10 protein-coding genes and 1 pseudogene are annotated in these 12,789 nt (G+C 44.1%); 8 read left to right on the top strand and 3 right to left on the bottom strand.

Annotated features, from left to right (window positions below):
• Positions 1-8: 8 nt before the first annotated feature.
• Entirely contained in the window at positions 9-3,380 is a 3,372-nt protein-coding gene (locus tag AAHK14_RS06445; RefSeq protein ID WP_065255288.1) for a S8 family serine peptidase, read from the bottom strand.
• A gap of 836 nt (positions 3,381-4,216) precedes the next feature.
• On the opposite strand from AAHK14_RS06445, the gene nhaA reads away from it, so the two are divergent.
• The 6 genes from nhaA to AAHK14_RS06415 all read left to right on the top strand — a co-directional run bounded on the left by nhaA (position 4,217) and on the right by AAHK14_RS06415 (position 8,294).
• Positions 4,217-5,446 carry a Na+/H+ antiporter NhaA gene (gene nhaA, locus AAHK14_RS06440; protein WP_065255286.1) on the top strand — a complete coding sequence of 410 codons (1,230 nt, stop codon included), beginning with the start codon at positions 4,217-4,219 and terminating at the stop codon, positions 5,444-5,446.
• Between the two features lie 141 nt (positions 5,447-5,587).
• Positions 5,588-5,920 carry a hypothetical protein gene (locus AAHK14_RS06435; RefSeq protein ID WP_065255285.1) on the top strand — a complete coding sequence of 111 codons (333 nt, stop codon included), beginning with the start codon at positions 5,588-5,590 and terminating at the stop codon, positions 5,918-5,920.
• Between the two features lie 466 nt (positions 5,921-6,386).
• Positions 6,387-6,836 (top strand): MliC family protein, encoded by a 450-nt coding sequence (locus tag AAHK14_RS06430; protein WP_062501761.1) that lies wholly within the window; start codon positions 6,387-6,389, stop codon positions 6,834-6,836.
• A gap of 226 nt (positions 6,837-7,062) precedes the next feature.
• Complete coding sequence (locus tag AAHK14_RS06425; protein ID WP_062498336.1) at positions 7,063-7,536, top strand: DUF2799 domain-containing protein; 474 nt, start codon at positions 7,063-7,065, stop codon at positions 7,534-7,536.
• Positions 7,537-7,770: 234 nt separating this feature from the next.
• Positions 7,771-8,052 carry a hypothetical protein gene (locus tag AAHK14_RS06420; protein ID WP_194098893.1) on the top strand — a complete coding sequence of 94 codons (282 nt, stop codon included), beginning with the start codon at positions 7,771-7,773 and terminating at the stop codon, positions 8,050-8,052.
• Complete coding sequence (locus AAHK14_RS06415; protein WP_194092791.1) at positions 8,049-8,294, top strand: hypothetical protein; 246 nt, start codon at positions 8,049-8,051, stop codon at positions 8,292-8,294. Before AAHK14_RS06420 ends, AAHK14_RS06415 begins: the two co-directional genes overlap by 4 nt.
• 38 nt (positions 8,295-8,332) lie before the next feature.
• On the opposite strand, the pseudogene AAHK14_RS06410 reads toward AAHK14_RS06415, so the two are convergent.
• Both AAHK14_RS06410 and AAHK14_RS06405 read right to left on the bottom strand, forming a co-directional pair.
• Positions 8,333-8,777: pseudogene (locus AAHK14_RS06410) on the bottom strand (hypothetical protein).
• A gap of 176 nt (positions 8,778-8,953) precedes the next feature.
• Positions 8,954-9,550: a hypothetical protein gene (locus tag AAHK14_RS06405; protein ID WP_065255281.1), complete on the bottom strand. Its 597-nt coding sequence runs from the start codon at positions 9,548-9,550 to the stop codon at positions 8,954-8,956.
• Between the two features lie 334 nt (positions 9,551-9,884).
• On the opposite strand from AAHK14_RS06405, the gene aroE reads away from it, so the two are divergent.
• Both aroE and AAHK14_RS06395 read left to right on the top strand, forming a co-directional pair.
• Positions 9,885-10,676: a shikimate dehydrogenase gene (aroE, locus tag AAHK14_RS06400; protein WP_065255299.1), complete on the top strand. Its 792-nt coding sequence runs from the start codon at positions 9,885-9,887 to the stop codon at positions 10,674-10,676.
• A gap of 149 nt (positions 10,677-10,825) precedes the next feature.
• A complete protein-coding gene (locus AAHK14_RS06395; RefSeq protein WP_194092523.1) occupies positions 10,826-12,646 on the top strand; it encodes an acyl-CoA dehydrogenase C-terminal domain-containing protein in 1,821 nt (606 codons plus the stop codon).
• Positions 12,647-12,789: the final 143 nt, after the last annotated feature.

Raw genomic sequence — 12,789 nt, 5'->3', positions numbered from 1 at the left:
TTAATGAATTAGAACTTACTGGTGAAGCTCACACCCACCTGAGAAGCATCTGAATCGCCACTACCTGTGTAGCTGTAGTTTAGACCTACTTGACTGTTTGGCGTTACATTGTAGTTTGCACCCACTTTGGCTGACCATTTGGTTTTGTCAGTATCCCAAGTACCATATTGTACATCTGTTGCTGTGCCAACATAGCGAGTATCTAGGCTGGTATCACGGCTAACAGCGTGAGCCACTTGCACACCTGCGGTTAGTTGTAGGGCAGGGGTTGCTTGGAATGCCACATCCGTACCAACACCCACCTGAGTTTGCTTGGCACTGATGTCGGTGATGATGTTCATGCCATCGTTGATGTCGCCATCATTTTTGTATTTTTGATGGTTGGCAAAGGCATAAGGCTGTACGCTCACGCCCGATGCGGTATCGATGTTTTTACCCACTTGGATACCCACGCCATATAGCTTACCATCATACTTGATGTCATCGGTCATCTCGGCACGGTTGGCTTTGGTCTCAACCTTAGCTCCTTTTACCCAGCCTGACACATAAGCATCACCAACATTTTTGGATGCACCCACGGTCAGACCAATGCTGTCAGTTTGGGTTTTATTGCTAATGCCATAAACTGATTCTTTTAGGTCAAGGTCGCTGACATCAAGCTGAGCACCGACACTAACATCGTTCGCAGTCTGAGTGCTGGCACCAACGGTATAGGTGTTGCCCTTACGCTCGCTGGTGGCGTGAGCCATGTCCACATCATAATCATGGTGACTGACCGAACCCCAAACATTTCTACCATCTTTTAGACGCTTACCAAAGTCAGTGGCGTGAACAGCACTGTCTTCTACCACATTTAATGCACTGTCAGCATAGAATGTTGGGTCTAGCTTATATAGCTCTTGGTTGGTGCTTACCACAGACAGCATGGGACTGGCTGTGTTGTTGCCATAGTCGGCACTCATATTCTCAAAACTACTAAACACTTGGTTGGCAAAGCGTTTTTCATCGCTGGTTAATGAGCCTTGAACTGCTTGTTTTTCATCAAGGTCGTTTAGCACTTTATCTAGGTTTTGGGCAACACGGCTACCGCTATTATTCATGCCAATGCCATAAACAACATTGCCTGCACTTAGACGTCTGGCGGTTACTTGTACGTCGTTGTTCACACGTGAGTTACCCACCACTCTGCCATTTCTGTCCACCTCTGGGGTGTACTCAACCTTGGTAACCTCAAACAAGGGGTTGCTTGAACGATGGCTGTCAAAGCGGTTTTCAAGACCTTGCTTGGCACGCAAAACAGTACTGCGACTGCCTGATTGGCTGATGATGCCATCTTTGGTCTCGCCTGTTAAGTTTAGAGTACCACCGAGTCTTGCTTTGCCATCAACGGTAATCATGTTGCCAAACTGGGCTTTTAGACCAGCATCTGCACCACGATTGGTGTTGATATTATAGTTACCTCTGATGCGTAGATTACCTTCGTTATTTACCCAGCCACCTGTTTGGTGTACATTGGCAACACTACCATGACCTGTCAGCTCACCACCTTTGACAACCATGGTAGAACCACCATTGTTACCATTGATTTCTAATGAACCGCCCTCGATGATAGAGTTACCTTTATAGCTGTTATTACCAGTAAATACCAGTTTACCAGCGCCTTTTTTGGTAAAGCCTTTGTCGCCTTTTAGGTCATTGTAGAATACAGATAAAGGCGTGCCTTGGGTGTCAAGCTCTACGTTGTCCCAGTAAAAACCACCATAACCCTTAGCAGCAGCTTCTGGGTCTAGTAGCCCCCAACCATCTTGCCACGTGATGTTTTTACCATTATGGTTTGCGATGATTTGACGGTTTTCCCATGGGGTGTCGCCGGGGATGTATAGATTACCTCGGTTGTCTGTATAATATCTGCCATAATAGCCTGATGGCAAACGGCTCACACGTCTGAGTCCTTTGTAGCCATTTGGTGAATTGGCGGTGATTTCTGAGAAGTCCTTAGCCGTACCTAAAATAGTTTGAGAGATGTTCTCATTTTTCATCCAAGGATAAGCTGATTGCACCAGCACTGCCGTCCCTGCCACACGAGCAGTGGCAGGCGATGTGCCTTTGTAGTTGCTCAGTCTGCCGTTGTTGGCATAGTTTTCGGTGGACGATGTTGCCGATACGCACCACTCAGCGGTACGACCACAGTCATTGGCTTGATTAAAATCTTCTCGTGGTGATGATACGGTGATGAAGCCTTTTTTGAACTCGCTGTTCATGAGCGGTGCTAAGTTCTCATCATGTGCATCATTAAGACCCTCATTACCTGTCGCCTTGATGATAAGGGCGTCACGATTCATGATAAGGTCATGAATGACAGGCAGAGTTACCTCAGCATTGGTAATGCTTGTTCTGTAACGATTTGGGTAGATGTTGCCTGTATTGGGGTCATAGTTGAGTCGCTGAGCATCGTAGAACCAACGGTCAGAGTTATCCGAACCCCATGAGTTGTTAAAAATCTTAACGCCATGGTCTTGGTTGAGTTTACGCATCATCAAGAACTGGTTACCACCGTTTGAGCCACGGTCGATACTGTCACTACCATAGATTTTGGCATTGGTCATGCCGTTGTTACCTGCGATAACAGCAGCCATCTGGTTGCCATGGTCGCCACTGGCAGACGTGGTTGACGTCTCAACAATTCCCGAGTCATTGTGCGGGTCATAACAACTAGAACGTCCTGCTGAGATACATTTGACCTGCGTGTCATGAACGTTGGCACCGACCATATCTCGGTTGAAGCGGTTGATGCCCGTATCAATCACGCCCACTTTGGCACGGCGAGTATCGATGGTATTTTTTAGATTATCTAGACGCTGGGCATAGCCATCTTCGGTGGCACCATAGAATTTGGACGTCAAGTCAGAGTTGTTTGACGTATCCATGACACTATAACCTGTGCGAGTACCAGCACTTGGTGCAGGTTGGCTGCGTTTTAGGTGGGATTGCACTTGTCTTGTGTAATTATTTCTTTTGACTTCTGATGATGCAACAGGAGCCACATAACGACCAGAGACAGTTGACTCCACAGGTGCTGGCGTAGGAGCAGGCGTTGGCATGGGAGCAACGGGGGCTGGTGCTGGTCTGACAGGAGCAGGAATGGGCGTTGGAGCTGGGGCTGGTGTTGGGGCTGGATTATAATAACGACGATTAATCAAATCCCAATAGTAGTTATACAGATAACTACTTACCTTCACTCTCTCGGAGCTGGCTGACTGTGCCTGTGCACCCGTCTCAGCGTAGCCTGCGACACTATTTGTGCCGATAGCAACCATACAAGCCACGGTCAAGGGCTTGGCGTAAAACCCTTTTTTGGCAGGTTGTGTTTGTAATGACATATTACACCCTTGTGTTTGTGTTTATGATAAAAACATCAGTGATGGCTAACAAGAATAACCTTGGCACCAAACCCCAATCCATCAAGATACTAGGGCATTACCGAAGTTTATCCATCATAAACAATGAAGTTAAAACATTCAAATACACTGTCATTTACTGCAGTGAAACATTTGTACTACAAAATCGGTAAAAGAAAACTTATCTTACTATAAGTTTTGCAAATTGTAAATTAATAGCAACTTATTGTCTAGTGCTTGCCAAATGATATAATATTGTGTTTACAAATAATGTTTTAATTATTTGATTTTTATAATTATTTTTTTAAATAAACAACTGTTTATTTTTTACAATAATTAACAATATGTTATTATACAGACAGTATATTATGTTTTGTGAAATATTATACATAAATGAGCAATCCTATTTTGTGATACCATCACATCAAATTAATGATTTATTGCAAATAAATGTTTGTTGGCAATCCTTGAAATGCCAACAAACATTATCAATGGTAGGCACATCCCATAAACAATCATTCAAAAAGACAGCCAACAAAATTGAATTTTAATGCGAAAATCGTAGTGCTTTTTCGTCTTGTAAGGCATACACCATTTCATCCGAATCATTCCCATCTAAACACCAAAATCCATGCACTTACCATCACGCCACTGCTTGCATTTGGCAAACCCACAGAAAGAAAACTTACACAAATAATCACAAAACCGCTTTCGTATTATTAATTTTTGTGATATATTCACAAGATTAGTTAATTTTTATTTATAACTATTTTTTATAGTTGTGGGTTTTGTTTATTCATTTATAGGAAAAGATAATCATGCCGATGAGTCGCATAAAATCCTTTTTTGAGCTAGAAGCAGCCGGGGGCATCGTCCTTGCCTTTGCTGCTGTGCTTGCCATGATAGTCGCCAACTCGCCATTATACGAGCTGTACAACGCCTTTATTCACGCCCCTGTGGTGGTGCAGATTGGTCAGTTTGAGATTGCCAAAGATGCTCATCATTGGATTAATGACGGTCTGATGGCAGTCTTTTTCTTTTTGGTGGGACTTGAGCTAAAGCGTGAAGCCCTAATCGGCGAGCTGTCAGACATCAAACAAATCGTCCTGCCTGCCATCTGTGCCATCGGTGGCATGGTCGCCCCTGCTTTGGTCTATTATGGGCTAAATCACGGTGACAGCGAAGCTCTAAAAGGCTGGGCAATCCCTGCCGCCACAGACATCGCCTTTGCCATTGGCGTGCTTAGCTTGCTCGGCAACAAAGTCCCCAATGCCCTAAAAGTGTTTTTGGTATCCATCGCCATCTTTGATGACATCGGAGCGATTATCATCATTGCCTTATTCTACACGTCCGAGCTGTCGTTATTCTCACTGGGTATGGCAGCGGTGTGCTTGCCATTTTTGTTCCTATTAAACCGCTTAAACGTCACCCGCCTAACACCCTACTTGCTCATCGGGGTCATCTTATGGGCTGCCATGTTAAAATCAGGCGTGCATGCGACCTTGGCAGGCGTGCTTTTGGCGTTTTTTATTCCTTTAAAAAATAATGCCGACCCCGAGCATTCACCCCTAGAAGAGCTAGAACACGACTTACATAACACCGTTGCCTTTGGTATCCTGCCCCTATTTGCCTTTGCCAATGCAGGCATTTCATTAGCTGGCACCAACATGGGCGAGCTCATGCATGGCGTGCCAATGGGTATCGCCCTAAGTCTGTTTATCGGTAAGCAGATTGGCGTGATGATTCCTGTGTTTTTGGTCGTCAAGTTAGGACTTGCCAAACTGCCCACAGGCACAACCTTTATGCAAATCTATGGCGTGTCCCTGCTTTGCGGTATCGGCTTTACCATGTCGCTCTTTATCTCAGGGCTTGCCTTTGGCGGTATTCCTGATGATTATGACCCACGTTTGGGCATTATCTTGGGTTCGCTTATCTCGGGCATCGTGGGCTATCTTATCTTGCGTGCCAACATCAAGGACGCTGACCACCCCACCCTTGCCAAAAACGACGAGATGTATCTGGGTGTTGGAGAACCACCCAAACATTAATCATACCAAAAACAAAAAGCGGGCAACATGTCCGCTTTTTGTCATCCGCTCTTTTCATTTACCTGTGTTTGTCATACAATAAACCAACTTCATCATCCACCAGTGCCATTATTATCATCCCCATGATTTAAGGAAACTTCCATGTCTTATCGCACCGTCCTTGATTTGGCATCCGCCTTGTCTGATACGGACAAACTAAAACTGGCTCATCATCTGCTTGGGCAACTCATGCTCTCCCCGAGTCCATCATCTGCTCCTACCGACAAACTGCCACCATCTGCCGATTATGATTATTGTTTGGAGCGGGTACTAAAAAGCAAGCCCAATCGCCTGCCTGCCCTACGGACGTTTTTGGAAGCGATTGTTAGCTTTCGGGGCGGTCAAAGTGCCGATATCGATGACATCATCAAGCGTTTGGAGCTTAACAATGTCATCAAAAAAGACGGCGATAACGTGGTGTATTTGGTTGATTAGGACACACCCACCTTTTATCACACCATTTTTTACGATAAAAGTTGTGTTAAAGTTTTTTACAAGTTTACCATTATCTTGAAAAAAATTTGTTACACACGGCAATGGAATTTCATTTATAATAAGTGCATCATTTAAATGATAACTGATTTTATTTTAGGGTGTGCCTACCATTGATGGCATTTTTATAAAATAAGTTAAAAACTTAACATTTTAAATTAATTTTTGCATAAAAAATGGCTATCCAGCCACTTAAAATCATGTAAATTTTTAGATTTTAACTTAATTTTTTAAAATTAGATGATCGGATTGTTTTTCATAATAAAAACTTGTCTGATAGAAAACTCACAGCCTTTGTTTTTTTTCTTGAAAAACGGGTGGCTCCCCTGCTTTTTTTAACAGATATTTTTCATTGCAAATATCAATATTCAGCACGCCCTAGTGTTCTTTATCTTTTAAGGAGATTGTCATGCAAAAATTATTGATTGCTACTGCGGTGGGCGCCTTGGTATTGACAGGCTGTGCCACAAATAACAGCCAAACCGTCGATCAGCCCAAACCCCAAGAAATGCACGGCAAACACACCCACAAACATGGCAAAAAGCATCATCACGGCATCATACCAAGAACCTATACCTGCGACCAAGATGCCAACATCGTTGCTAACTATAACCCTGACACCAAGCAAGCTCTGCTTAACATCACCGCCCCTAGCCTAAGCCTAAATGGTGCTGATGTCGAGCTAAGACGTGCCCCTTCTGCATCGGGCATGCTGTTTGTGAATGGCGTCAATCCCAATTCAAAATACGAATGGCACACCAAAAACAAATTTGGTGTGTTGGACATAACCACTGCTGATGGCACGGTGTACAGCCTAAAATGCGAAAGCACTCGCCCCATGCACAACCACGCCCACTGATTTATAGATAAGTTGGCTTGTCTTAGCCAAATAAGGCTAAATAAAACGCATAAGCCATGCTTGTGCGTTTTTTTAATCAAGACGTGTCTGCCCTTTATAACACTACTTACAATATAGAAATATTTTAGAAATAAACTAATCGTTTTTGCATGAAAAATGGCTAAATCTTGTTTTTCATTGCAAATACAAAAGGCAGGCACGCCCTAATCATAAAAGGCAATCCGTCATGAAACCTATCACAAAACCTATCATAAAAAAAGCATTCCTACTCATCGCCCTACCCGTGCTCGCACTCACAGGCTGTACCACGACCGCCACATTAAAACAAGCCGACTGCTCGTCCGCCAACTGGGAACAGGTAGGGCGTGCTGACGGTCTGCGTGGGGCAAGCAGTCAAGAGATATTACGCCACGCCAAAACCTGCCAAGGGCTTGCCACGCCTGACCGAGCGTTATGGGAGCAAGGTCGCCAAACAGGGCTAAAATCCTACTGCACCATAGACAACGCCTACAACATGGGACGAATGGGCTACACCTTACAAGGCGTGTGTGATGTTGGCGATAGCAAAACCCTAGAAGAGCTACACCGTGCCAACATGATGGGCTTGGAGCAACATCAGATGAGCGAACGCATGACTCGTATGCATTATGGTTATGGCGGTTGGTATGGCTATCCGTACCGTCCTTATTGGTGGTGGTAAAGTCGATTTGGGTGGGTTTTATAATCATTTAACTTCAAAATACACCCATTGGCAGTAAGGTACGTATTACGCACCAATAAGATTTTTCATTTAAAAGGTGCGTGGTACGCACCTTACCATTGGTTATCGGCTTTGGTGGGTTAGGTTTTGATAAGATGACCTAGTGCATTGAGGCTTATGTTGGGCGTGCCAGTCTACCAAGCTAGTTAATTTGATAATGAGTGTAGTTTTAAGATGAGAAAGAATAGAATACGGTTATTTTTTATTTTATTACCCATACCAATCATTTTATCTATAAAGCCCATTACTAATGTTGTGCAGGGTGCTAAACACATTCCAATTACCCTACCTGATGGTTTGTCTTATAATGTCAATAATAAAAAAGTTGCAAGAGTCTATGTCAGGGATAATCATGGTAGGGCATATAGTGCAAAATGTGGCGAGTTTGTTGGCACAGAAAATGCCCTTTGCTCTGATAAAAAAATTTTGGCTATGATTTTACTGGTTATGGTGTGAGTATTGTCTCGTTTACAGATAGAAAGAATAATAATATTAATGATGTTATTATCCTTAGAGGTAAGTTTGTCAACCAAACGACCCAAGAAATTATCTATGTTTCTACGCCAAAGAGTGATATAGGTAGAGTAAAAAAACACTTTGAAAGAAAAAGTGGGTATGTAGATTTATTTTGGATTTTTATCATATTTTTTATCTATATTGATTTAATTTTTAGCAAAGATAAGGAGCAAGCAAAATGACAGCATTTAATTACGCTAAGTTAAAGTTTACCCCACTCTCAACTTAAAATCATCTCAAACCTAAGTGGTGGGTTGCCAAGTTGTTTGTTAATCTGCACACAAACACTGTGAGCCAAGAGTTTTCTAATCACACGATTGGACAGGTGCCATAAATCTCTTGCTTTGATGATTTTGGCTTACACATAAAGCACCGAACACATTCATCATCTTATCCTTAATCCAGACCAAATTAGCACAGTGTTTGGCAATGTTTGGGTATGAGCCTAATTTAGGGAAGTAATGCTGATAGCAGTTTTTAAAGTAACGCCAAATGCCTTTGTCTGTATCAAAACCCAAGCTCTCACCTACAAGCTCCATGGTGATGACTTCGGCATCAGATAAGGCAGGGGGAAAGCTTTTGCTTCTTAAAGGTTGGGTTACAAGATTTTGATACAAAGCCTCTACCAAAAGATAGACAACAATGATAAAATCATCATACGACATGGCTTGCTCCCTTTGTTTTGTGGTGAAACTTAGGATTGGGCTATGTCGTTTTTGTTTCAAGGGGCTTGGGTTTAGTTGAGAGTGGGGTATTAGATAATTATTTTTGGGTTGTAGGGGTGAATTACAATTCGCCCTTGGCAAATCAATCGCTTATATAAAAAGAATGAAGCACTTCCCTATTTTTGTATGATAAGCTGGCAGGTGTAATTGGCACATTCTGCCTTTAATATGCCATGTCCTTGTAGCATTTCTGCCCCAATCGCTTGCTCTGACAACATCTGCTCCAACACCGCTTTGCCGTCATCGCCATATAAGGCGGTGGCTAGGGCATGGGCTTTTTGGGCGTGGGCGTGGCTTGCCTGCTTGATGGCATCGCTGTCTTTGGGGTGGGCGTAGTACCATGCCAGCTCAAAGATCTTATCCGACTCGATGACATATAGGGGCGGTTCGTGTCCTGATGTGTAGCTGTATTTGTCCGCCATAGCCCCATGAAAATCTAGGGCGTCCGACTTGGTGGCAGTGGGGGCTATCAGCGTCTTGGCACGCTCAAACCTGCCCTGCCCTGTCTCATCGATGGCAGGATTTGCTTGCCAATTTGCCACGTCATAGACCACTTTTTCATAAACCTTTGGCTCGCCGTCATCTTGTACCACGTCCTTGTGCGTGGCGGGACGAAAAAACAACGCCAATGCCAAAGCACAGGCGATGATGACCGCCCAGATGATGGGGGTTTTAAAGGATTTTTTGGCAGGGGCAGAATTGGTGTCGGTCATGGCTGGTATAAATGGTAAATGGTAAAATGGCTTGCGTTAATGATAGGGCGTGCCTGTCTTTGGTATTTGCAATGAAAAATAGGGGAAATCGCCCGTTTTTCAAGGAAAAGTCCGCAGTTGATATTGCAATATCAACAAGGATTTTGACGCAGAAAAACCAGATTTAGCCATTTTTCATGCAAAAATGGATTGAAATCGTCAAATCTTTGTCATATCCTATAACAATGTTATCAATGGCAGGCACGCCCTACATATGCGGGAAAATAATGGCGGTTATTGTAGCCGTTTTTGGGTCATTTTAACAGTTTTTATTGTAAATTCATCAGGACAAGATATGCACCATTTTATCGTCATTGGCAACCCCATTAGTCATTCCAAAAGCCCTGCCATTCACACCGCCTTTGCTCGTGCGGTGGGGCTTGACATCAGCTACAACCGCCAATTTTGCCCTGATGATTTTGACAGTTTTAAGGCAGTCATTGAAGCATTTTTTCATGGTGGTGGCGTGGGGGCAAATGTAACGTTGCCCTTTAAAGAAATGGCGTTTGACATTTGCCAAGATGTCGGCACATTAAGCGAATACGCCAAAAACGCAGGGGCGGTAAACACGCTTGCCACAAAAGACGGAAAACTCTACGGCGACAACACGGACGGACGGGGACTGGTGGCGGATTTGGTCGGGCGTGGCGTGGACTTACACGGCAAAACAGTCGCCATACTCGGGGCAGGTGGGGCGACTCGGGGGGCGATTTTACCGCTTATCCAAAGTGGTGCGGTGGTGTCGGTGTTTAACCGCACACTAACCAAAGCCCAAACGCTCGCCCAAGAGTTTGCCACGCAGGGCATTACTATCAACGCCCATGGTTTAGACGAGCTGACAGAGCATTTTGATGTCATCATCAATGCCACGTCCGCCACGACCACAGGGCAAACGCTGGATTTGGGCGGTGTGTCGGCTGATGTCGCCTATGACATGATGTATGGCAAACCGTCTGCTTTTTTGGAGCATTTTAATACCGCCAAACAGATAGACGGCATGGGTATGCTCATCAATCAAGCTCGCTTATCCTTTGAGCTGTGGACAGGTCGGGCGGTGGATTTGGATAAGGTGGTGTTGGATTTATAATTTATTTTTATAAAAATAATAAAAATGTATGAAAAATAGTTATTTTTAACACAAAACCCCTAGCATAAATCACAAAATAAGGTATAGTAGGGAAATGATGTTTTAACACATTTCCCCTTATCATATTTTTATCACAAAGGAGCTGTCTTATGCTAACGTACAAAGCCCCGCTACGGGACATCAAATTTCTCATCAATGAAGTCTTTGATTATCCAAGCCACTATAAAACCTTTGAGCATGGCAAAAATGCCGACAGCGAAACGGTTGGCATGATTTTAGAAGGCTTTGCCGACTTAGCCGAAAACGTCATCGCCCCCCTGTATCAGTCAGGCGATGCCGAAGGTTGTCATTTTAAGGACGGCGAAGTTACCACGCCCAAAGGCTTTAAAGAAGCATACGAGCAGTTCGCCCAAGGGGGCTGGCAAGGCATTGCCTACCCTGAGCAGTATGGCGGTATGGCTCTGCCAATGTCGCTCAATCTCATCAAATCAGAAATGCTTGGCACCGCCAACTGGTCATTTGCCATGTATCCGGGGTTATCGCTTGGAGCGGTCAATACCATTTTAGAATACGGTACAGCCGAACAAAAAGACCTATACCTACCTAAGCTCGTTACTGGCGAGTGGTCTGGCACCATGTGTCTGACCGAATCCCAGTGTGGTACTGACCTAAACCAAATGAAAACATCCGCCAAACCCAATGATGATGGCACTTATCTTATTAATGGTTCTAAGATTTTCATCAGTGCAGGTGAACATGACCTAACTGATAATATCGTGCATGTCGTTTTGGCACGCCTGCCCGATGCTCCTGCTGGCACAAAAGGCATTTCGTTATTTATCGTACCAAAATTCTTAGCTGACAATGATGGCAACATGGGCAAACGCAATGGTGTCAGCTGTGGTTCTATTGAACATAAAATGGGGATTAGTGCATCTGCCACGTGCGTGATTAACTTTGATAATGCCACAGGGTTCTTGATTGGCGAGCCGAACAAAGGACTAAAAGCCATGTTCACCTACATGAACACCGCCCGTGTCGGCACTGGCATTCAAGGCTTGGCTCACATGGAGCTTGCCTTCCAAAATTCATTGCCTTATGCCAAAGAACGTCGTTCTATGCGTGCCTTATCTGGCACCAAAGAACCCAACAAGCCTGCTGATGCCATTCATCATCACGCTGATGTTCGCCGTATGCTATTGACCCAAAAGGCATTTACCGAGGGGGCAAGAAGCATGATTTATCACGTTGGACGCTATTCGGATAAAATGGCAGATGCGACCGTGCGTGGCGATAAAAAAGAAATTGCACGTTGGGAAGACAAAATGGGCTTTTTTACACCTGTATTAAAAGGCTTTTTGACCGAAATCGCCCAAGAATCTGTAAAAAATGGCTTACAAATCTTTGGCGGTCATGGTTATATCAAAGAATGGGGCATGGAACAAATCGCTCGTGATGCTCGTATTGCCACATTATACGAAGGCACAACAGGCATACAAGCTCTGGACTTACTCGGTCGCAAGGTGCTACTACATGGTGGCGGTAAAGTGGTGCGTGATTATACCGCCAGTATCATGAAATGGTGTGGCGATTATGCTTTGGATAAAGACATGCGTAAGTACGTTTGGGCATTGACCAAACTGTGTGCTGAATGGAATGCTCTGACCTTGCGTCTTGCCATTACCGCCAAACGCAAAAACCGTGAAATCATCTCAGCGGCGTCCGATGACTATCTCATGTACTCAGGCTATGTGATGATGGCATACCACTGGGCAAGAATGGCAAGTGTTGCTCTTCATAAGATGAAAAATGGCGGTGAACAGCCCCATGAATTTTATCTTGCCAAAACACAGACGGCAGAGTTTTACTTTGATAAAATCCTACCACGCACGAGTGGGCTTGCTGACAGCATGACCACATCAAGCGAGGTGATGACCGAGATGGACATTGAACATTTTATCATCGATTGACAACTGATTAATGGCTGATGATTTTCACACATCACCAAAAACCACTCAGTAAATGAGTGGTTTTTATTTGACCTTATTAATAAATTGACACAGATGGCCATGGTATTTTGTGGTAAAATCACCCTTTTATAAAACCAATGACA

The organism is Moraxella sp. K1664 (assembly GCF_039693965.1).
Lineage (GTDB): Bacteria > Pseudomonadota > Gammaproteobacteria > Pseudomonadales > Moraxellaceae > Moraxella.
This window is presented reverse-complemented; position numbering and strand designations above follow the sequence as displayed.

Coding starts and splice junctions, on each gene's coding strand:
- AAHK14_RS06430 (WP_062501761.1), top strand. CDS start 6,387: ATGCAAAAATTATTGATTGCTACTGCGGTGGGCGCCTTGGTATTGACA.
- AAHK14_RS06445 (WP_065255288.1), bottom strand. CDS start 3,380: ATGTCATTACAAACACAACCTGCCAAAAAAGGGTTTTACGCCAAGCCC.
- AAHK14_RS06435 (WP_065255285.1), top strand. CDS start 5,588: ATGTCTTATCGCACCGTCCTTGATTTGGCATCCGCCTTGTCTGATACG.
- AAHK14_RS06425 (WP_062498336.1), top strand. CDS start 7,063: ATGAAACCTATCACAAAACCTATCATAAAAAAAGCATTCCTACTCATC.
- AAHK14_RS06405 (WP_065255281.1), bottom strand. CDS start 9,550: ATGACCGACACCAATTCTGCCCCTGCCAAAAAATCCTTTAAAACCCCC.
- AAHK14_RS06395 (WP_194092523.1), top strand. CDS start 10,826: ATGCTAACGTACAAAGCCCCGCTACGGGACATCAAATTTCTCATCAAT.
- aroE (WP_065255299.1), top strand. CDS start 9,885: ATGCACCATTTTATCGTCATTGGCAACCCCATTAGTCATTCCAAAAGC.
- nhaA (WP_065255286.1), top strand. CDS start 4,217: ATGCCGATGAGTCGCATAAAATCCTTTTTTGAGCTAGAAGCAGCCGGG.
- AAHK14_RS06420 (WP_194098893.1), top strand. CDS start 7,771: ATGAGAAAGAATAGAATACGGTTATTTTTTATTTTATTACCCATACCA.